Raw genomic sequence first — 21,435 nt, 5'->3', positions numbered from 1 at the left:
TCGGCCCGCAACTGGTTAGTGACGAATGAGCCAGTGATCGAGACCACCGTACGGATAAAGAAACCGGCAAATGATACATCGTAGCGCCTGTCTGGTGAAAAACACGCAATGATCGGCGCAGATGCTAAAGAGTCACTGGAGAAAACTTATTTGTGAGTTAGTTTTTCTAACTCGTTTTGTAGCCGGGCAAGCTGTCTGGCAATATCGTGTTCCATTGCCGAGAGCATCCGTTGGTAAGCTTCCTGGTTCGACAGGCGCCTGCGTTTCATTTTTAGTTTTGCCAGCAAGACTCGCTCATTGGCGATTGCCAACTCCAGCCGGTTTACCTGTTCGAGGTACTCGTCCGGATTGTCCGCGTTATTTTCTGGCAAAACATTCATAGGTCGACCAAGGTGTTCATCTCGATAAACTACGGCTCTTTACAAGATTGGTAGTTTGACGTAGGGTCAAAAATCAGTTATTTAAACGAAACGAAAATTTACGGATTGCGGTTTTGTTTATCTTTATCCGGTAAATATCCAATTTATTTCACTACCAGGCACGTTTATTCCATAGCAATATTGGTTTGACGAATTTTTTCGAAAATAGTCAGCGGATTTAAGGTCGATTTGCAGAATATTTATCAACAATAGTATTGTTACTCAGTAACGCCCTCTATTTGTTCCACCAAATACCTTCTGCCAGGCGTAACCCGGTTGTAAGAACAGCAGGCTGTAGGGAGTAGCATACAATATGAATTATCAAAAAGACGCCCGGTGAATTCATAACCGGGCGTCTTTTTGAGAGCTTTTACAAACCTCTGGAGCGTGCAGTGTTCGTCCGGCAACTCATCTCCGGCAGCTCTGCGAAAACATCCTGACTAACTCTTACAGCGTCGACCCCCGAACTGGGTTCACGTACATACGTGTCAACGACCCATCCAGCCGCCATCGACGGTCAGAATCGTACCATGAACGTAGCGGGATGCGTCGGAGGCCAAAAACACAATGGGTCCTTTGAAGTCATCGGGTTCGCCCCAGCGTCCTGCCGGAATACGGCTCAGAATAGATTGGCTACGCGCCTGGTCGGCACGCAGGGCTTCGGTGTTATCGGTCGCGATGTAACCCGGTGCAATGGCATTGACGTTGACGCCCTGGCTCGCCCACTCGTTGGCGAAGGCTTTGACCAGACTCCCGATCGCTCCTTTGCTGGCGGCATAGCCGGGCACGTTGATACCGCCCTGGAACGTCAGCAATGAAGCTGTGAAAATAATTTTCCCGCTTTTGCGGGCTACCATTTCCTTGCCAATCTCGCGGGTCAGCAAGAACGGGGCAGTCTGGTTGATGCCAATTACTTCATCCCAGTACGCATCGGAATGCTCGGCAGCTGGTTGGCGTAGAATCGTGCCTGCATTGTTCACCAGAATATCGATAACCGGGTGATCCTGCCGGACCTGCTGAATGAACTGGTAAAGCGCATCCCGCTTGCTAAAATCGGCCTGGTAAGCCGAAAACTGCCGTCCCAGCGCTTCAACAGACCTGGCTACTTCGCTGCCTTCTGGCTCCAGACTGGCCGATACCCCAATGATATCGGCTCCCGCTTCGGCCAAAGCCTCGGCCATCGCTTTTCCAATACCTCGTTTACAGCCGGTTACCAGGGCTCGTTTGCCAATCAGTGAAAACGTATCGATTACGGGATGCATACGTTAAAGTTTTATTGTGTTTGAACCGGACCGCCAAAAGTACGGCGTCGATCAATCATTTCCCGATACAGAAAGTAATTTCTTAAGTTATAATTTTGATTATCAATGCTTTATTTTATCGATTTATTGTAATAGGTACAAATAGTGACCACAATTAACCAGGTGCTTTAAATACTGTACTTATCCCCCCCTTCTTTTTGTGGACGTGCGACTACTAGGCAACTTCATCCGTCCATAATGGAATTGTGTCTTCATTCTTCTTGTGGTGGAGGTGAGCCTAAAAGACATGGGCCGAGAATCCAGACAGATTCGGGACATTGCAGCGTAGTCTTAATCCTTCTTCTGCTGGACGAAGCACTCTGATCCGTTTGGGAATGGGGTGTACTGCAAGAAACTGTCTGCGTGTCTTAATCCTTCTTTTTTTGGACGGGCAACCCCGGGGCGTGTGGGCAATCCCAATGCGGATACCTGCCGCGTAGGTCTTCATCCTTCTTTCTGTGGACGGGCAACCCCGGGACTAATAAAGGAGACGGTTATGTTAAGGTCTGGAAGTCTTAATCCTTCTTTTTTTGGACGGGCAACCCCGGGCAGCCGAACACCCGGAACCTACCGAATAAAAAGTAGGTCTTCATCCTTCTTTTTCTGGACGGGCAACTCCGGGCACCTCACCAACGCCCAAACCAGCGCCCTTCTCGCATCTTAATCCTTCTTGAGCTGGAGGGGCAACCCCGGGTTGACGATCTTCTTCCGACCAGGGATGTTCTACAAGTCTTAATCCTTCTTGAGCTGGAGGAGCAACCCCGGGATTGTTCCACTCTCGCACACGTCGATCTAGCTACCGTGTCTTAATCCTTCTTGAGCTGGAGGGGCAACCCCGGGGCTTACCAACGTTCTATCCTGAGCTTGTTTACTTGGTGTCTTCATCCTTCTTTTTCTGGACGGGCAACCCCGGGTAAAAAACGACTAAAACCATGCATACTTTCAGACCTTGTCTTCATCCTTCTTGAGCTGGAGGGGCAACCCCGGGTTGACGATCTTCTTCCGACCAGGGATGTTCTACAAGTCTTAATCCTTCTTGAGCTGGAGGAGCAACCCCGGGATTGTTCCACTCTCGCACACGTCGATCTAGCTACCGTGTCTTAATCCTTCTTGAGCTGGAGGGGCAACCCCGGGGCTTACCAACGTTCTATCCTGAGCTTGTTTACTTGGTGTCTTCATCCTTCTTTTTCTGGACGGGCAACCCCGGGTAAAAAACGACTAAAACCATGCATACTTTCAGACCTTGTCTTCATCCTTCTTGAGCTGGAGGGGCAACCCCGGGAATTACGAAACTCTTCAGGGGGAGGGACTTCGTACGTCTTAATCCTTCTTGAGCTGGACACACAACCCCGAGTTGGGTGTTGACGTTCTTTTCGATTTCGCTGGATACACGTCTTAATCCTTCTTGAGCTGGACGGGCAACCCCGGGGTCTCAACAAAAAACCAGTGGTATCTTTAATACGAAGTCTTAATCCTTCTTGAGCTGGACACACAACCCCGGGTCCAGAAAGTAAACGCCAGAAAGAATTGGCGAATAAGTCTTCATCCTTCTTTTTCTGGACGGGCAACCCCAGGTCCGTAGGAGAAAAAGACAATAATGCAATTGTTGAAATGTCTTAATCCTTCTTTTTGTGGACGGGCAACCCCGGGAACTGGATTTTTCTAACGGAACAACAGCCTATCAAATGTCTTCATCCTTCTTTAGCTGGACGGAGCCTCTGATAAATACGTAGCGGACGGATTACATTTTAACGATGCGGGGTCTTCATCCTTCTTCTGCTGGACTACCACTCTGATCGCCTGTACACCTTCTCAGCCGCCCACAGAGGCATGTCTTAATCCTTCTTGTGCTGGACGGAGCACGCTGATCCGGTTTGGAATGGGGTGTACTGCAAGAAGCTGTCTGGGTGTCTTCACCCTTCTTTTTCTGGACGGGCAACCCGGGCGATTCTTGGCGTAACCTTTGCGAAAACGGCTCATTTGTCTTCATCCTTCTTGAGCTGGACACACAACACCGGGTTTGCACTAAACTACTTAATTGACTATGAAAACTAGTCTTAATCCTTCTTGAGCTGGACGGGCAACCCTGGGAGGATGAAACGATGTTGTCGACAAAAATCATGCTGTCTTCATCCTTCTTTCTGTGGACGGGCAACCCCGGGAATAAGGAGATGATGTATGATGTGGTAGAGTGGTAGTCTTAATCCTTCTTGAGCTGGAGGGGCAACCCCGGGACCATTTTAATACTACTCTAATGGGACGTAAGAAGTTGTCTTAATCCTTCTTGAGCTGGATGGGCAACCCCGGGAAAAAAGCGATCTTGATCGAAGACGAGAATCCGCTGTCGTCTTAATCCTTCTTGAGCTGGATAGGTAACCCCGAGAAACCAAGTTCAATGCCCTCTGGCCCGTACTGCTCGGTCTTCATCCTTCTTTTTCTGGAGGGGCAACCCCGGGGTTTCTTGTTTGTCGAAAACCCCAACGAACGTGCGTCTTCATCCTTCTTGAGCTGGACACACAACCCTGGGCTGATCGGTGAGCCAACCAAAGACACACATGAGTTTGCGTCTTCATCCTTCTTTCTGTGGACGGTCAACCCCGGGTTTTGTCAGTGCGGGCGGCATCGGCGATTCGGTGTGGTCTTAATCCTTCTTGAGCTGGATGTGCAGCCCCGGGTTTCTTCCAAAATGGTAAGGTTGCGATTGGTAACGGTACGTCTTAATCCTTCTTGAGCTGGATGGGCAACCCCGGGCTTGCTGGCCAAGCTGCTGTGGGGCATCGGGAAGGGGGGTCTTAATCCTTCTTGAGCTGGATGGGCAACCCCGGGTCTATTGCAGTGGTGAGTTTATGGGCAATTATACAGCGTCTTAATCCTTCTTGAGCTGGATGGGCAACCCCGGGCACATCGAAATTGAGTTCGCTACGGAACATCATACAGAAGTCTTAATCCTTCTTGAGCTGTACGGGCAACCCCGGGATCATGAACGCATTCCAAGGGTCTATCACGGGTCTTAATCCTTCTTTCTCTGGAGGGGCAACCCCGGGAGTCGTTAAATTAGGTCAGTTCTCGAAGTACAATCAGTCTTAATCCTTCTTGAGCTGGACACACAACCCCGGGTAGAAAGAACTGTTGCAACCAAGCGTGTAGTATCAGAAGAGTCTTAATCCTTCTTGAGCTGGAGGGGCAACCCCGGGACCGAGAACACCACGTCGGTCCTGACGTTCATGCAGGAGTCTTAATCCTTCTTTCTCTGGAGGGGCAACCCCAGGTACACCCAGCAGTTCCCTGTACCAAGTACAGCCGTCTTAATCCTTCTTTCTCTGGATGGGCAACCTCGGGAGCACAGTTTACGGTAACCAAGTGCGTACACAGTATACGCGTGTGTAGTCTTAATCCTTCTTGAGCTGGACGGGCAACCCCGGGGGATGCAATTGAAACGGCATGGACGTTGTTTAAGACTGGGTCTTCATCCTACTTTTTATAGACGGGCAACCCCGGGGAAATCCCCGGAACCCCATGGTACCTTACCGAATCGTCTTAATCCTTCTTGAGCTGGACACACAACCCCGGGGAGCGAGTTTCGTATCGGTGATGTGTATGCTAACTTGTCTTCATCCTTCTTACTGTGGACGGGCAACCCCGGGCGACATTGTCCCGCTCACCATCCAGGGGGCAGAGTCTTCATCCTTCTTTTTCTGGACGGGCAACCCCGGTACCAACAGTCAGTGGAAGGTGAACCGAAAAGTGATCCTGTCTTAATCCTTCTTTTTCTGGAGGGGCAACCCCGGGCAATTACAGCCATGTTAAAAGTCGTTCAATTAGGCGTCTTAATCCTTCTTGAACTGGACGGGCAACCCCGGGAAGAACTTTGGGAACTATTTAAACAAACTCTTGAAGTCTTAATCCTTCTTGAACTGGACGGGCACCCCCGGGAAATGAAACGTAACAGTGCAAACACAACGACGACTGTCTTAATCCTTCTTGAACTGGACGGGCAACCCCGGGATAGGACAGACTCGCCTTGATACCAATAACATGTACTGTCTTAATCCTTCTTGAACTGGACGGGCAACCCCGGGGTGCACGTAAGCTCACCAAAGAGGAGATCGAAGATCGCGTCTTAATCCTTCTTGAACTGGACGGGCAACCCCGGGAGCCATGAAAACCCAATTCAGTAAATACGCAACTCCTTAGTCTTAATCCTTCTTGAACTGGACGGGCAACCCCGCGCCAACACCAAAACCCAGCAGGCCGCTCCTGCTCCTCAGGTCTTAATCCTTCTTGAACTGGACGGGCAACCCCGGGTCAAACAATCAAACCAATTACTGTCAAGTTAAAAGCAATGTCTTAATCCTTCTTGAGCTGGACACACAACCCCGGGACAAAATCATCAAATCACTGACTCAGCCAGTTAAATTGGTGTCTTAATCCTTCTTGAGCTGGACACACAACCCCGGGCACACACCACGCCCTGACCGGTTGCCGGACGGGGGTAAAGTCTTCATCCTTCTTGAGCTGGACGGGCCACCCCGGGTTCATTTTGACGGTCGAAAACCCGGCGTTTATCCCAGTCATAATCCTTCTTGAGCTGGACGGGCAATCCCGGGGACCCAGGTCGTCCGCATGGTCCGCGTGAATTCGAGTCTTAATCCTTCTTTCTCTGGACAAGCAACCCCAGGCCAGTACGAGGTAGTCATCAACGAGCAGAACCCCTACGAGTCTTAATCCTTCTTTCTGTGGACGGGCAACCCCGCGGAAGCCCACTAGTTCTTAATTATATTTAATTAAAGTCTTCATCCTTCTTGAGATGGACACACAACCCCGGGTGCAACCTCGAAAACCGATATGCGTATGTCGTACAGGTCTTAATCCTTCTTGAGCTGGACGAGCAACCCCGGGCAGCCGGGAAACGGCAGGAAAAGGAGGAAAGGAAGATGGTCTTAATCCTTCTTTTTCTGGACGGGCAACCCCGGGTTAGTCTTTACATGCCTTCAGCCTCGATGGCCCACGACCCACAGAACATCCTAATATCCCAGTGGCATGGGACACCGGACCCTGGCTACGAGGACACGGTCCCACCCATGGCCTTCACCATTATGTCTTCATCCTTCTTTCTCTGGACGGGCAACCCCGGGTATTGATTATTTCGGTTATCTGTTCTATTGGACCGAGTCTTCATCCTTCTTGAGCTGGACACACAACCCCGGGATCTTGGCTCTGTCGATGATGACGAATACTCTAATGTGTCTTAATCCTTCTTTCTGTGGACGGGCAACCCCGGGCAGATTGTGACTCGTGAAACGCTTGAGCCTCTGTAGTTTTCATCCTTCTTGAGCTGGACTGGCACCCCGGCCCCGGGGAGCGTAACTAGTTACGTTGCTGATAATCAGAAGACAAAGAACATTTTTGTTCAAAAATTACAGATAGCACATTGAAATTTTCAAACAGAAAGGAACATCAATACCGTTAAAACTGACAAGTTTACCTATTCTATTTGGATTCGGAAAGCCCATCAACCGCTTTTCTGCGTGAAGGCATCTCAGGCAGAAAAGCGGAGATAACGTGAACATCACCCTTTGTCAAATCGGTTAAGGATTGGTTGTGTTACGCTGTGTATTGAAAATAAGTAATTAGTTGAGCTAAATTATCAGTCGAAAGGTCAGGTTTAACCGCTCCCCGATTTTAGCAGCTGTTTTTGGCACCTGGTGCTGCCAGAAGTGTTGCGTGCTGGCTTTCATCAGCAAAAAAGTGCCATGTCTGAGCTCAACTTCATGTTTTAGCGCGTGATCGTCTTTTCGACGCAACTGAAACCGGCGCGTGGCTCCAAAGTTTACTGAACCAATTACGGGATTCTGGCCAAGCTCCTTTTCGTCGTCGGCATGCCAGCCTACATAATCCTGCCCGTTACGGTAACGATTAAGCAATACGCTCGAAAACCTGGCCCCCGACGCTGCTTCTATGCGTGTTTTGATGGTCAACAGTTCGTTTGTCCATGGATGCGCCTGTAGAGTAATTCCGGAGTAGGTATAAGGTTTGTCAGTATCACCGTACCAGGCCGACAGCCTGGGCAAGGGTACCTGCTTACCATAGAGTTTGATCTTATCCTGCTTCCATTGGATCGTATTCAGTAGGGTTGTAAACAGCCGATCCGATTCAGTTGGGTCAAAAAACGCAGGGTAATACAACAGTTCCGCATCTGGCAACAGAATCAGCGGATTCGTTTCTGACACCTGAGCAGAGTGATTCGGAGTACCGAAGAGGTCGAGTTGGTTCGTCGTCATGGTTGTAAATGGCTAGAGTTGAACAGTAAACAGGCATTCCGTACGCTTGATGGAATAGGGTAAATAAGCCTTTCTATTTACCCTATAGACGTTGCCCACAAAATGGTCAGTCCGATCAGATAATGTCCGGGCAGTTGCGAACTGATCCCGAAATTCGCGCAGCCGTCTGTTGCGGAAATCAGCAATAGCCGGACTAACGCACACAAACCAGTTTTCGCCCGAGTGAGTCGCCCGAATGGTACGGGCGATAGCTGTATAGTCGACATGTGGCATATCAAGAAGGTTCGAGAACAAGTGAATTTTCACCGCTCGCGAATCAGTCGATAGCTGGATAGAGGCCAGAATATCAGCGTTTTGATTGAACGACCTTATTTCCGTTTTATCATCTCCAAGTAATACGGTCAAATGATCAATGGCACGATTCAGCGCTAATTTTGATGGCTCAACAAGCGTCACCCGGCTTAATGATAGCGGTAAGGCATGTTCGCGTATATAATCGATCAGCACACCACTCCCCAGGCCTTGTCCACACCCCCAGTCAATGATTTCGATCGGAGCTGCTGACAGATCACCCACGGTTGTAAAAAACTTCGTAAAAGCACGATCGAGTTTGAGTCGGTGCATGTCGCCATAAGCGGCCAGGTAAGCAATACATTGAGCTTCAGTGGTTAGCACAGCTGTTCCCTGCTGGCAGGCACGAAAGTCTTCATCGGTTCCAGCCGTTCGATACAACTCGACGTTACGCGCAATTAGCTGACGGAAACTGGCTGGCTGGCCGGCAAAATAAGCCTGGAGTTGATTGAGGTAGTTTTGATTCGTGAAGGCTGAAGAAAATTTGCGGTAAGTCTGGCGTTAGACTTCACGGCAAAACTCACTTCCTTCCATGTACTGTATTTGCAGTGAAAAGAATATTCCATAAATTGTCGAAAAAAGAGATGCCTAAAAACAAGCGATATATGGATCGGCTGATTGCGCTCCATGAGAAACTAAGCAGTGGTCAGCATTACACATTTGACGAATTGCGGGAAGCCTGTGAGCAAAAAACAGATCAAACGATCTCCGAAAAGACCTTATATAATGATCTAAATGATCTGCGTGATTTAGGCGCGATTATCCCTAAACGGGATCGTTCAGGAAGGCCGTATTTCTATAAAGAACCGTTCTCGTTGTATGGCGTCCTGAACCCAACCGATGCTGCTTTGGCTAATGAAGCCGTGGCGTTGCTGCGACAAATGAATACGTTACCACAATTTGCGGGACTGGAGGATGTAATGTTGCGATTCGAGCAACAGGCTGGCGTTATTGGTAAACCGCGCGAGAGTGTGGTGCAATTTGACCAGAATCAGCAATATAAAGGCCTTAACTGGTTGCCGGAGTTATATAAAGCGATACAGGATGATCATCCTGTATTAATTCACTACACAGGCTTCGGACAATCGACTGCTGAACTCCGGTTCAGTCCTTATTTATTGAAAGAATATAACAACCGCTGGCATGTCTATGGCCGAGGTGCCGAGTCGTTAGGTTTGGATAGCCTGGCGCTGGATCGCATAGATACTTTAAAATTATTACCTGACTTGCGACGTCAACCTAACCACACCGATTGGACCGCGCATTTAAACGATGTCGTTGGCTTCACTCACCTAACAAACGTGCCCCTAGAAACCTGGATACTGCGCATCCGGCTACCCAGGGCACGCTATGTAGAGACCAAGCCATTACATCATTCTCAAGAAATCGTTGAAAAAACCGCTGAGTATTGGGATTTTCGATATCGACTAAAATGGAATAATGAACTGAATGCCAGAATCTTAGAGTTAGGTGCCGATGCCGAACTGATAGCACCGGAAAAGTATCGGCAACAGCTGGTGGGAATGATTCAGGCCATGATGAATAGGTATTTGAAATAAATTTCAGCGATTGGGTTCTGTTTTGCCGGGCGCCTGTTGCCTTTTTAGATTTACGGTAATAGCAATTCTAATGGATTCCTCAGCCACTTCGATGAATTCACGGGCATAAAGGCCGCAAAGGATAGAAGGAAGGGTTAAACCCTTCCTTCTCTACGGACTCAGGAAACCAGTAAGGCTGGCGAGCGATTTCGGTAAACTACTGCGTAGCTGGCACTGCCTGCGCTTAACGCGCATCTCCTGGAGCCATTTTTGCCAAACCGCCACTAATAACTCAGTCTCTTCCAGCCGGTCATATTTCGGTTGAATTTCGGCCACACAAACCGATAAATTCGGTAGAGGTTTCGTTATGGGCAATAGACCTTCGGTGGGTAAGGTCAGGGTTTGTCGCCAGGTCGGGTCTTTTCTGAGTCTATCAAGTACCCGGGCATCGGTGGCACGATTGCCCTGAGTTAGGCCATGCGTATTGTGCTCAAAATCGAAATACCCATCTGTCAAAACCAACAGGCAGTTATCATAAGCCGGGTCCAGATCAGTTGGCAGCTGCTCGTTCGCATACTGCCAAAGGTCACATCCCGCAAAATCACGGGTTTTTGAGCGTCCGGCAGTAGCCTGAGCATAGAGTTTGGTTAGTTGGCCGGGTAGCGCTTTATGGATAGCGTCAAGTTGCTTACGCTTTTCGGCCAGCTTTAACCGGCTCATGTCCAGATATAGCCCATTCATGAATTCCTCCGCGTCGTAGGTTACGTTTCGTTGGGGAGCAATGACGACCCGAAATCGATCCGCAGAATTAATGATCAGTTGCTGGCGTACCCGCTGCTCAAACTGATTGAAAGCAGTCTGAATCAATGCCATATCGCGTTGCGGCTGGCCAGCTATCAGCAGCCGGTCCGATAAATCAAGCAACACGACTACATTGATCGGGCGGGTTCTGGCAGCTGGAGCAAAGGCACCTCCAGAAGAGGAACACGTAACAAACAGAACGAGTAGGCAAAACGGGCGCAAGATGAAAGTCGTCATGATTGATAAAGATTAATGGGTGAAAGGAAACTATACAGTTTGATTAGTCATTGGTCAGATGCTGCGTATAGAACGCTGACATCACTCGCGCACAGTCGTCACGCAGGCCCGCATCGTTACCCATCCGGTTGTTGATATACGTCAGCCAGCCGTCGTAAAAATCGGTCACGTGCTTTTCCAATTCCGAAGGGCTCAGCACCACTGATTGCCGACTGTCTTCCAGGGCTTTGATGTCCAGCTCGATCTGAGCTATCTGACCGGTGTACTCCGCCGTCTGGCCCTTAAGCGTATTGATTTGTTCACGCAACGCCTGCTGCTTCTCCCGGCAATGTTTGATATCAATAGCGGCCAGGCGGGCTACATCTTTCTTGCCAAATTCATGCAGTACAGCTTGCAATAGCCCACTCCAAACCATAGCGGCAACAAACCCCATTGCAATGACTAACCAGAATACCGGCGACGACCACCAGGTATGATCGTTCTCTTCTGCCAGCCCCATCAGTACCTTAACCTCGTTGTTTTTGGCTTCCACGAAGTAAGCGATCAACCCGTCGGTCATGGCAATTAAGGCCACCATGACACCCGTCAGTAAGCGCCCCAACCGGGTTTTGATCGCCAGCAGAACGTGCAGAAAACCACCGAAGGCAAATAACATAAGCGGGCCAGCCCAGTGAAAATCGAGGGTGGTAAAGGCTTTCCTGGAAAAAATAGCCGACAATACGCTGGTTTGCCCTTCAGGACCAGCCGCTTTTAGTTCAGTAGGTAAGTCGCGGAAGAAGCCCGAGTAAAAAGCTGACGTATAGAACAAATACACGAAAAAGGTAAGCAGACCAAGCAGAAGACTATAGAGTCCGAGCTGCATCCGATCGCGATGATCTGGATTACGCACACCATTAACCTCGTCTCGTCGAATTTGCTGGATCTGCTCGTCCTCCTGACGGATAGCCTCCTCCAGCGCCGGAATCGCCGACTCATCGTTTTGCCGGATTTGGGTGCGGATGGCTTCTACCTGCTTCTCAAGTTCCAGCACTTGGCTAGCCACGTTTTGGCGTTTTTCCTCCTGCCGAAGGGTGTTGTTACTTTCATCGACCAGATAACCGCGCAGAATACGGTTCAGCAAGTTTCCGAACGCTTGAGCGTTGCCGCGATGCTGCTCGGCTTTTTCGTAGCCGATCTTATGCAGGTTTACCGGGGGCAGCGAATCGTTTGTACCCGGTAGGGAAGAATTCGGGCGATTCGTATGATTATTCGCGGAGGTCGTAGGGAACGTCGTCATGGCTAGTTGTATCTAAGTGATTTAATGATACAAATATGCTAGCCTCTACTGTAACAGAATTGCAGTCAGTGAAAGAATTCATAGCTTCTACGGTATTATCACCACGAACGAACAGCACCAGCTATTGAAGCTAGTATAATCCTTGTTTTGCGGGATGTAAACTCCGAGGCGAAGAGGGACGACATGTATTGGAACAGCTTTGTGTTGTCTTAATCCTTGTTTTGCGAGATGTAGACTCCTAGAAGACAAACGTTTCCGTCACAATAGTCCGAATATGTGGTAATCCTTGTTTTGCGAGATGTAGACTCCTAGAGCCTATCTAGTGACTCACCTGATAGACAGACGATTAAAGACCGGTTTTTTTGCCCTAGTATGGCAAATTATGCAAATGATTTGTTTTAAGTAGTTCAAAGTAAATTTCTTATCTCATTGCGAATACGATCGTATATACCAAATCCAGTGATATTGAAGATTTGGTCGAGCGTTACATTTAATTCATCTAATTTACCTTTCCCAACAGTTTTACTTAGTTGCTCAATGCTGACGGAAGCCAAATTATGTGTAGCCTTATTACGAAAATTGGACAGTTGGGAGAGTATCTGGTCTGCTTTTTGAAGAAGAGCTCTATACTCATCACTATCATCTAATGCCCCTGATGCTATTAGAAACTCATAGCCGTGTTTGTACAAGTACCTGTTGGGGTTATTTATTTTCAGACTGTGCCCAGATACCTTACAGGTTTGTAAATAGCCCAGCAAATCCCGTCCCTCACTATCTTTAGTATCTGTGTAACCGCTTAAAAGACTAATCCACTTGCTATTTCTGTTATTTGGGTTTTCGTATACGCTATCAAAAAAATGAGCAGTATCACCTAATATCTGATCGAATTTGACCCGGTATAAGTTTTCCAGTAAAGTGTACATTCGCAATAAATAATTGCCGTAATCTTTCTGGTGATAAAGGATTTTTGCTGACAGATATAAGTCTCTGCATTTTGTTTCTGTTGTAATAGGCTTTTCCTTAAACTCTCCAGGAACCCCTTTGGGGAAGCTAGTATAATTTAAATTCAACTTGTAATAGGCAAACTTGGCATACATGTCAATCACTTCCTTATAAGGATCTTCATCAGAAAGGAGGCCAGCAATCAACCCAAAATCATAGTCATCCAGATGCTTGAGAATCTTCTGTTTATTTAAATCATCCAGAAACTTGTCTGTGAACTTTAGCACAAGCGGATCTTTTCCATCAGGCTTTTGATAAAGTTTTACTTTGTGCTTGAAAGCCTGAATCAATTGCAGAGTAACCGCCTGATTAACTTGGTCGATTCCCCCCTGTGGCAACAGAAAGATAGATTTTATATCATCTACGTTGTCGAAAAGCGAATGATTCCTGGCCGAAAACTGCTCGTATTGGTAATCAATGTCGGCAACCCGTTCATAAATTTCATACTGGTCAAACTCCGCATCAGTCAGCCAGGGATGCTGCTTCAGCATTAACTCAATGACCGTTGTCAGATGAATCGTATCGTTATTGTAGTGAAATGCCTTTACATTCCCTTCGCAGTATTCCTTTTCCTGATTCGTGTAAATTAACAGGACGGTATCGACCGGCTTTTGCTCCTGAGCGAGTTGCTCCACAACGGGTGTAATTAGCGGCAGCTCCAGCACATCGAACACAAGCGGTAGATGAGTAGCTAACTGCCGGCCCGTGGCGCGTGGCGAAACCGTGTAATAAGTTGGGAAATCTCTGGAAGTAAACACCTCGATGCGATGCCCATCTCGTTCAATAAATGCCTGCTGAACCGTCCATTCATCTGACTGCTCGATCAAGTCACGCCGAAGCTGCACATCCCGGGTACCAACGGTAATTATCAAATAATTTTTCATTTGCTCATTCAAGAGTTGAATTCTGGGAAGCTCGGAAACGATTATTTAGGTCGGACGTAGCGAATCTGTAACAAGTTTTTCTTTTTATCGAGTTGATCAGCTTTTACGACAACGACTTTGCCAACCGGTTCTGCACCTGAATACCCTATTAAATCAAATTGCCTGGTTTCGTATCCTATGGTATACACTTTTACTTTGTTGGTCTTAGCTGACACAACAACTTCAGCGTCCAGTTCCTGTCCCTGCTTGAGCACCCCTTCGAATAGCTTCGGCTTACGGGCTTCTTCAGCTTTCATACGCTCCTCCTCCAGCCGTCTGGCTTCGGCTTGCGCAGCTGCGTGGGCAGATTCTTCAGTAGCCAGGCGTTGAGCTTCGGCTTTTAGTTGCTTCTGGATCTCACGCTGGCCTGCCTGTTGCTGCCAGGTAACAAACTCATTTTCGGAGAAAACCGTCAACTTCAAGAAGCCCAGCGGTATACCTTCCAAAGCCATCTTCCGCGACTTTGGCAAAGCAAATTGGTTGTAACGCGCATTTCGTCGAACAGCTTCTGCCAGATCATCCATTTCGACGGCAAACTTATCTTTCGGCAAACTTACCTTCCATTGTTCTTCTGCCCAGCCACCGGTCATGTTCAGATAGCCGGTGCCAAAACCAACCCGAATTACACACTGATTTTCTTTTAAGCCAGTCATCATCCCTTTTAACGAGTCGAGGTAATCGCTGGCTCCATCAGGTAATTGCTGTGATTGATATTGGTAAATTTCTTTTTGGATAAGCCGTTTAGTATTGGCGTTAATATCGAGCAATAAACGGGTCCAGCTGATGCGATCCCGGTGGGGGATTTTATCGGCAGTCTCACGATAACGACGTTCGTTAAGCAGGCTGATCAGTTCGGCTGGTATCTGCACCCGACACAACGCTTCAGCACCGTCCGGGATACACTCAATAAGCTGTTTTACGTCGTCTTTCATTTCAAACGTATGTCCACCTTTTTCATTAAGTGTTTCTGATAGTAGACAGACCGTCTTGTCAAAATGGGCATCACCAACACGGAGAAACCGAAATACATCATGGTTAGGCACCTCACCCGGCTGACTGACGTTGGTGAAGTATTTCGACTCTAATCGTTGACCGTTGTAACTATTTCTTTGTTTGCGATCATCAAACCGCTTAAAATCACTGATCCGCTGAGCGGCTGCCGGATTTTCCTGGATTAACGCATTGAAAAAAGCGGTTCGAATAGCTCCTTTTAGTGAAGAGCCCGGTAAAATAGGTTGACCATTCCCTGAAAACAGTTGCTCACGAATGGTGGGAAACTTATTTTTTCCATTAATTGACCATTTTCCGGGTTTACGCTTACCAATCGTCGTCATCATGCGCTGGGCTACATCAGCCGGAGCCAACGTTGGTTTACGTTTGCGAACGTAGTCAAATAAGTCCTGCTCGTTATCAATGATCTGTACCCATTGTTCCAGATTTTCTTCCCCGATAACATCCAATATTTTTCGCTCATCAACAACAGCTACTACATTGGCTTCGGGGAAATATAAATATTCTGTATTACCCTGCAAAAAACGGCCACTGCCGATATGCAAAGGCGTAAGCGTCTCGATCAGAACGTGTCGCGTGTTCATGAATTTTCTGGATAAAGCGTGATTGGAATAGTAAAAGCCAGTCCGTCGCGCCATACATGCTGAGTTACTTCGGGAGTATCGGGTTTTAGATCTACGATTTTGCCGTCTGGCAACCCGCCTGTCCGGTGCGGAAATACGGAACCTTCCGTAAACATATAGATTGATTTCTTTCGGTAAGTCAGGTGTTCCAGTCGTTCGGGGCTTGCTATATAACCTCCTCGTTTGAGCATGCTGTACGCACTCTGGTCCAGGTAAGCCGCCGTAAGCTCGTTTTGTTGGGGACACCATAGCGATAGCAGCATATGATGGGAAGGGTCATCGGATACGCGTAGCGTAAGTGCGGCTTCCATTACCTCAAATTGTCCATTACCAACGCTCCTATCAGTGCCAATGCCATTGTCACCAAGGTATTTTAGAGCGGCCAGCATTTCGTCATAGATGGTTCCATCACCATCTATCCCTTCAAAAGCAAACCATAGTCCAGTATTATGGCTGAAGTACAGGCGATCTACATAATAGGGTAATGGATCTTCTTCATAGTTAGCCGGGATGGTAACGCGTTGTTGCACATCCGTAGCGAATACAGGAGTATCGCCTAGCGCCCGCACGTCGGCATGATCACTGACAAACCGGCCATCGGCGGTAAAATCATTAGCACGCAGGCTCCGTTTCCGCTCCGTGATCAGATCTTCTACATACGATTGCCCCAGGAACGCCAGCTTTTTATGTTTCTTAGCTTGTCTTTCTTCTGACACTTCAGTGTTTAGAAACGGCTGAATGCGAATCTGCGGTTTTGGAAAAAACAGTTCATTTCCCACAAATGGAAATGCTGATGTGATGCGAAACCGTTTGAAAAAAGCAGCTGTATCCCCTGTTTTTTCAGTCCCAAAGACCTGTCGGGCGCAAACATATAAGGCCGATTTTAGGGTGTCAGCGTGTAGCACGTCTTCGCTTTCACCATATTCGTCGGTTTTACCCTTCGAGAGGTGTAAAGGTGAGCGAAAGTGCATTTTTAACACTCGATAAGTGCGAAAAGCCATGGTTTAGCGCAAATCTTGGGGGACATTAGCTGCGTCAAGCGACAATTCGCTCTGACCGACTTTACCCTGATAAAATTCACTGGTCCGCTCAACAACCGACTGGATTCTAATTTTCACCTGCCCATTTCCGCGAGAACCCGATCCGCCAAGGTAATCGTCCTGAAGAAGTTGAAGGGCTTTGTAAGTGAGGTTATGAAGCTCACTACTATATTTATCTTCATCGAATATATTGACAACGATGTTCAACCCGAAGCGCGCACCAGCGGGAACGCGTTCAAAAGTACGAGGCATGGCTGCCGACGTGATTCGGTCAATCACTACCTCGGTTTTTGCTTCGGTAAAAGGTAATTCTGTTCCCTTTAAGTCTTCGGGATTAAGTAGAAAACCATCCCGGCAAATGATGCGCGATGGCCGTTGACGATCATCTCCACGGGCTGATCCAAACAATACGGTTGTCTGATGATCTGGATTTTCACCAGGACCGTTTTTCACTTTCCCCATCGCCTTTTCGCCAATATAGCCAAATGAAATTTCGAGTAAAGAGCGCATTTTGCCCTTAACCGAACTGCCCGGCACGTAAGGTTGCTTAGTGATTGGATTACGAATGACCATCTTGTCTGGGCCGCCAATACCCATCGCGGTGTTGGACCCGCCAATCATCAGACCGGTCAAGGCTTCGATTTCACCTTGTATCAGGATCTTTTTTATTAATTTCATGTCTATCAGTTAGTTTGAAGTTAATCACGGCCACCGGCGGCTTTGTGGTAAGCAAGTATGGCTTCAATAAAATCACAGAAGTTTTTAAATCGTCTCCCATCCCCTTCTGTACGAGCTCCGACAGATTCATGAGCTAACTTCATTACCCGCTCAAAGTCAGCTGCTCCCGTTGATTTGTCTTTATCCTGCGCCCGACGGGCCGCGTAAGCCATCTTAGGCTTCAAGAGGAGAAAATCAGTCTTCGCTGTGTCGAATCCTGCCATTTGGATTCGTTTTATTTCGCCAAAGACATTTCGTATCTGCGAAGTAGTGAAACTGCTATTCTTTAGATGATCACCAAATCCTTCAGCGAAAACGATAGCATCGTCGGTTATACCATTCGTGATCCAGTCGGCAGAGAAAGCAACTTTTTTTTCGCTATTGCCATAAGTGGGAGGACCACTCTGTTGACTTGAGCCGGCATCTCTGGATGAATAGCCACCCCGGTCGCGGCTATAATTGTAGGGTTGTTGTGCCATTTGATTAATCGGATTGTTTATCTTCGCTTCGCATCTCTAGTTCGGCCCATCGAGCCGCAACATTAAGCAGTGTCAGAAAATCATAAGTAGTCCCCGTTAAGGTTTGGCCTTTGTAGGTCCGGTTTGTAAACAGATCGGTTTTCAACTGATCGAAAAAGCGTTTAGCCTCGTCGGACTTAGCCCGTTCACGCGCCCGCCCAAGATCATAAGCCGATAGCCAACGCCAGCTTGGGTTCTGTTGATTCTTTTTCTGCTCCTGTTGCATTGTGTAGAGTGTACTGATTTTTGAGATCAAGGCTTTCGGGATATTTTTTTCTCCACCGATATGCCGTTTAAGATCGTCTTTTAATTCAGTCACAATACGCCATTCTTCCCCCCACGCCAGCGGAGTTCCAAACAAACTCAAGCTGTTCTTTTCGCGGTCGGCATATCTGTGATTCTTCGCCCGTTTTTCCTCATCGGCGGATTGGTCGGCGGCTTTGGCGATCGGATATTTTGTGGGGACAATAGCTACCCCTCCTGAAATACCAAGATGATTGCTGTGGCAGGTCCAAGCGGCAAATTCGCGCTGAATGGTCTCAGCAAAACGTAATGTTACGTCCCACTTACCAACAATAAACAGATCATCGCCACCAGCGTAGAGAATAAACGTGTTTTCCCGAAACTCTTCATTCGATTCCCGAATGTGATTCAGATAACCTTTAAAAAAGTAATCGAGCGACCGACTTAGCGTGCTGTAGCGCGAAAAGGTACGTTTACCAGCCGAAAATCCGTTTTTGAACAAGAACCCCAGATTATCGACATCCATCCGCAAAATCCCCAGCCGTTTAAAATTCAGACTTTCCGACCCTGCCAGCTCATCAAAATATTTAGGTTCGCCTTTTTGGCCACGGGGGATTGTATTGCCGCCATAAAATGTGAATCCATACGTCTGATTGTTACCCGGAAGTTGAAAGCCCGACGTCTGACTGGTATTTACACTCTGCACCAGCACATCATCTACACTTCCCCTGGCCAGGGTGCGAAAGGTATTAAGCTGGCTTTCACCGATGAAATAATAATACTGACCCAGGTTGAGCGGATTAAAAAAACGAGGGGTTTTGTGACCGAACGTTGGTTCGTCTGGCTCCCAGTAGTCTATTCGCTGATTTGCTCTCACCACATAGCGTATTGACTCGCGCAGAGTACGTCCCAGCCGGATTTGCTCAAACGTTGCCTTTCGAACCCGCTGGTTGGCCTCGTCCGCGTTCTCTGTCGGCCCAAGGGGAAAGCGCTCTTCGCCCGGCGCAAACTCTTCACTGGTAATTGCATCACGATTGCCGCGACTTTCGCCACCTACCTCGCTGGGTGTGAAAAAGTAAGCATAATCCGTTGTTGCCAGTGTAGACGAGAATCGCCGTTTCTTTTGGGCTGCCAACTTCTCCGTCAACCCAGCCCAAACGGTTCCAATTGTATTGAGTTTGTCTTGTCCGTAAATCTGCGCCGGTGTGATGGGCTGGGAGTCCATCGCCAGAAAGAGCTTTACACCCTGCTCATTGCGTAACTTGTCTGCAATTTCCTGCTGGAGTTTTGGTAGTTCGATTTGGCTGAATTGGGTATTTGGGGCAAGCAAATAAAACCCTCCTCCTGAGCTGTAAATGATATTGGCCCGATGAAGTCTGAGCCCGTCAAGTAAATATTGCACAATACTATCGACCATCAGTTGCAGATAAAAGGATCGACCTTTTAGATTTTTCGCTGCGCTACGACCAATAATATCATAGATAAACGTCTGAATTCCGGACAAATCACCGCCAATCAACAATAACGGGGTATCGTCGGATTGAATCGTGGGCTTTTTCAACGGCTTCTCCCGACAATAATCCAGCAGGCATAGCGACAGAGCTGCCGTGCTTTTCAAGTGATCGTATAGCGATACATCGGGTAAATGCTGTGTACTGCTGGGTACCGTAACCGTATATTTTTCAAGCAAAAACAGCAGCGTGTCGGCTAGCGTTCCGAGGGTTCTGGGCCGGTTTTGCTGGTTACCAAGAGTCATTAATTCCGCTGAAAAATCCCGCCAGAGCGACTGGTATTGTTGGGGAGCCGACTGGTCAAAATCAGCTGCCGATGTTTGCGGAAAGTACGAACGGCTGAAAGTGATCGGGGAGATTGGTAAGCGGTAACGTTTGGTTTTTTCGTCGTAAATCGTCTCAAACACGCTGACCATTCTGACTTTTTTAAAGTCATCCCAATGAGCACCCCCTTTTTTTGGGTTTTCTTGAAATTCGTCAATCATCCCCTCTTGGCTAGTTCGGTCGATGCCAGATGAGTAATGATCTGCCAGCTGAATTATCGTTTCCTCCAGACTGGCCGGATTGGGTTTGTGGTGAGCAGCAGCCAGTAGCGCCAGTTGACGTTGTTGATCAGACGGCAATACATCAATAAATAAGCCTTTGAATGTCTCAAAGAACTGGTATGTCCAGAGAACATGTTTATGGGTGTATTGGTCAAATTGACCTTTTGGACAAAGTGTACTCTCTAAAGCTTTTACCTCTGGCGAAAGTAATTTTGAGGTAACGACCCCTTCGGAGTCCGCACGCTGGTAAAACTTCCCGATGTCGTGCAGAAGCCCCGCCAGATACACCAGTTCTCTTGTATTGTCTTTTTCAGTATTCATCATCTGGTTGTGGGTGCGATTGTTTATTCTCATGTATTGTCCGCTGCCGGTTATTCCGTAGCTGCGTTACTACGCCAAATCCGGTACTCACACCTTTACCTAATCCGATAAAGTCGGGCAGAAAAACATTACAGTCAAATTCAACATCAAAAGTGGCCATGCGCTGCTCTTTGAACTTCTGCCAGCGTATAGGTGCTATATCACGAATGTTTACCAGAACGGTTTTATCAATGAACCAGTCTAATCCTTTAGCCATCGACAGAATGTTTCCCGTTAGTGTGCGCTCCAGCAGTTCGGCACGTTCGATCAATCCGGTGGTCGCTTCATACCGGGCATAGTTTTCCTGGTTTAAGGCGATCCAGTCGGTGATACAAAAGCGGAAGGTGTGTTCCCAAGCCTGCAGGGTATACTGATTCAGACGCAGGTCTTTTACCTGTAGGGTTACAGGGCGGTCACCGATGTGAATGTCCCAGGAGCGGTTCGCAAAGAAGTGGTGAATGTCATCTACCCCTTCATCAACGCAGACAATAGCAGCATTACGGCCAATCCGTTTATACTGAATAACGGGATACCGATAATTAAACCCTGAATCCCCGAGGTGATTATGAAAGTTAAGGTGTTCGCGTCCCGCTTTTTCGATAATCGCGGAACGAAAGGCCGGAATTTCGTAGGACTTGATTTCCGCATCAAAGCGGACTGTGAGGTAGCGTATTCGTTTCAAGGTGTGTTTAGGTAAAGCTTGTAAAGTATCTATCGAGTTGCTTATACTGGAAATTT

Annotated in this window: 15 protein-coding genes; 2 read left to right on the top strand and 13 right to left on the bottom strand. The window is 47.8% G+C overall.

The window, feature by feature from the left end; translation table 11 throughout:
* Positions 1-146: 146 nt before the first annotated feature.
* Positions 147-380 (bottom strand): hypothetical protein, encoded by a 234-nt coding sequence (locus tag ACYVC2_RS07245; protein ID WP_461101638.1) that lies wholly within the window; start codon positions 378-380, stop codon positions 147-149.
* A gap of 527 nt (positions 381-907) precedes the next feature.
* Entirely contained in the window at positions 908-1,681 is a 774-nt protein-coding gene (locus ACYVC2_RS07240; protein WP_461101637.1) for an SDR family NAD(P)-dependent oxidoreductase, read from the bottom strand.
* Between the two features lie 3,636 nt (positions 1,682-5,317).
* Between ACYVC2_RS07240 and ACYVC2_RS07235 the strand changes: the two genes are divergently transcribed.
* Positions 5,318-5,479 carry a hypothetical protein gene (locus tag ACYVC2_RS07235; protein WP_461101636.1) on the top strand — a complete coding sequence of 54 codons (162 nt, stop codon included), beginning with the start codon at positions 5,318-5,320 and terminating at the stop codon, positions 5,477-5,479.
* Positions 5,480-7,359: 1,880 nt separating this feature from the next.
* Here ACYVC2_RS07235 and ACYVC2_RS07230 read toward each other — a convergent pair.
* A complete protein-coding gene (locus tag ACYVC2_RS07230; RefSeq protein ID WP_461101635.1) occupies positions 7,360-8,001 on the bottom strand; it encodes an alpha-ketoglutarate-dependent dioxygenase AlkB family protein in 642 nt (213 codons plus the stop codon).
* Between the two features lie 12 nt (positions 8,002-8,013).
* On the bottom strand, positions 8,014-8,676 hold the full coding sequence (locus ACYVC2_RS07225; RefSeq protein ID WP_461101634.1) for a hypothetical protein: 663 nt from the start codon (positions 8,674-8,676) through the stop codon (positions 8,014-8,016).
* Positions 8,677-8,957: 281 nt separating this feature from the next.
* On the opposite strand from ACYVC2_RS07225, the gene ACYVC2_RS07220 reads away from it, so the two are divergent.
* On the top strand, positions 8,958-9,911 hold the full coding sequence (locus tag ACYVC2_RS07220) for a helix-turn-helix transcriptional regulator (protein WP_461101633.1): 954 nt from the start codon (positions 8,958-8,960) through the stop codon (positions 9,909-9,911).
* Positions 9,912-10,061: 150 nt separating this feature from the next.
* On the opposite strand, the gene ACYVC2_RS07215 is transcribed toward ACYVC2_RS07220, so the two are convergent.
* The 9 genes from ACYVC2_RS07215 to ACYVC2_RS07175 form a co-directional block, all read right to left on the bottom strand.
* Positions 10,062-10,928 carry a hypothetical protein gene (locus ACYVC2_RS07215; protein WP_461101632.1) on the bottom strand — a complete coding sequence of 289 codons (867 nt, stop codon included), beginning with the start codon at positions 10,926-10,928 and terminating at the stop codon, positions 10,062-10,064.
* A 43-nt stretch (positions 10,929-10,971) separates the two neighbouring features.
* Positions 10,972-12,204, bottom strand: coding sequence for a PspA/IM30 family protein (locus tag ACYVC2_RS07210; RefSeq protein ID WP_461101631.1), 1,233 nt, complete (start codon positions 12,202-12,204; stop codon positions 10,972-10,974).
* A 407-nt stretch (positions 12,205-12,611) separates the two neighbouring features.
* The gene (locus ACYVC2_RS07205) at positions 12,612-14,090 is read right to left on the bottom strand and encodes a hypothetical protein (protein ID WP_461101630.1); all 1,479 of its coding nucleotides are present in this window, start codon (positions 14,088-14,090) and stop codon (positions 12,612-12,614) included.
* Positions 14,091-14,131: 41 nt separating this feature from the next.
* Positions 14,132-15,724 carry a type III-A CRISPR-associated RAMP protein Csm5 gene (csm5, locus tag ACYVC2_RS07200; protein WP_461101629.1) on the bottom strand — a complete coding sequence of 531 codons (1,593 nt, stop codon included), beginning with the start codon at positions 15,722-15,724 and terminating at the stop codon, positions 14,132-14,134.
* A complete protein-coding gene (gene csm4 / locus ACYVC2_RS07195) occupies positions 15,721-16,764 on the bottom strand; it encodes a type III-A CRISPR-associated RAMP protein Csm4 (protein WP_461101628.1) in 1,044 nt (347 codons plus the stop codon). Before csm4 ends, csm5 begins: the two co-directional genes overlap by 4 nt.
* 3 nt (positions 16,765-16,767) lie before the next feature.
* The gene (csm3, locus tag ACYVC2_RS07190; protein ID WP_461101627.1) at positions 16,768-17,481 is read right to left on the bottom strand and encodes a type III-A CRISPR-associated RAMP protein Csm3; all 714 of its coding nucleotides are present in this window, start codon (positions 17,479-17,481) and stop codon (positions 16,768-16,770) included.
* A gap of 20 nt (positions 17,482-17,501) precedes the next feature.
* A complete protein-coding gene (csm2, locus tag ACYVC2_RS07185) occupies positions 17,502-17,999 on the bottom strand; it encodes a type III-A CRISPR-associated protein Csm2 (RefSeq protein ID WP_461101626.1) in 498 nt (165 codons plus the stop codon).
* A 4-nt stretch (positions 18,000-18,003) separates the two neighbouring features.
* On the bottom strand, positions 18,004-20,691 hold the full coding sequence (gene cas10 / locus ACYVC2_RS07180) for a type III-A CRISPR-associated protein Cas10/Csm1 (protein ID WP_461101625.1): 2,688 nt from the start codon (positions 20,689-20,691) through the stop codon (positions 18,004-18,006).
* Positions 20,648-21,379: a CRISPR-associated endonuclease Cas6 gene (locus ACYVC2_RS07175; protein ID WP_461101624.1), complete on the bottom strand. Its 732-nt coding sequence runs from the start codon at positions 21,377-21,379 to the stop codon at positions 20,648-20,650. The genes cas10 and ACYVC2_RS07175 overlap by 44 nt, the downstream gene beginning before the upstream one ends.
* Between the last annotated feature and the right edge of the window lie 56 nt (positions 21,380-21,435).

Source organism: Spirosoma koreense, assembly GCF_054777875.1.
Note: the sequence above shows the minus strand (reverse complement) of the source record. Positions and strands in the feature narration are given on the sequence as shown.

Coding starts and splice junctions, on each gene's coding strand:
- ACYVC2_RS07245 (WP_461101638.1), bottom strand. CDS start 380: ATGAATGTTTTGCCAGAAAATAACGCGGACAATCCGGACGAGTACCTC.
- ACYVC2_RS07240 (WP_461101637.1), bottom strand. CDS start 1,681: ATGCATCCCGTAATCGATACGTTTTCACTGATTGGCAAACGAGCCCTG.
- ACYVC2_RS07235 (WP_461101636.1), top strand. CDS start 5,318: ATGCTAACTTGTCTTCATCCTTCTTACTGTGGACGGGCAACCCCGGGC.
- ACYVC2_RS07230 (WP_461101635.1), bottom strand. CDS start 8,001: ATGACGACGAACCAACTCGACCTCTTCGGTACTCCGAATCACTCTGCT.
- ACYVC2_RS07220 (WP_461101633.1), top strand. CDS start 8,958: ATGGATCGGCTGATTGCGCTCCATGAGAAACTAAGCAGTGGTCAGCAT.
- ACYVC2_RS07215 (WP_461101632.1), bottom strand. CDS start 10,928: ATGACGACTTTCATCTTGCGCCCGTTTTGCCTACTCGTTCTGTTTGTT.
- ACYVC2_RS07210 (WP_461101631.1), bottom strand. CDS start 12,204: ATGACGACGTTCCCTACGACCTCCGCGAATAATCATACGAATCGCCCG.
- ACYVC2_RS07205 (WP_461101630.1), bottom strand. CDS start 14,090: ATGAAAAATTATTTGATAATTACCGTTGGTACCCGGGATGTGCAGCTT.
- csm5 (WP_461101629.1), bottom strand. CDS start 15,724: ATGAACACGCGACACGTTCTGATCGAGACGCTTACGCCTTTGCATATC.
- csm4 (WP_461101628.1), bottom strand. CDS start 16,764: ATGGCTTTTCGCACTTATCGAGTGTTAAAAATGCACTTTCGCTCACCT.
- csm3 (WP_461101627.1), bottom strand. CDS start 17,481: ATGAAATTAATAAAAAAGATCCTGATACAAGGTGAAATCGAAGCCTTG.
- csm2 (WP_461101626.1), bottom strand. CDS start 17,999: ATGGCACAACAACCCTACAATTATAGCCGCGACCGGGGTGGCTATTCA.
- cas10 (WP_461101625.1), bottom strand. CDS start 20,691: ATGAGAATAAACAATCGCACCCACAACCAGATGATGAATACTGAAAAA.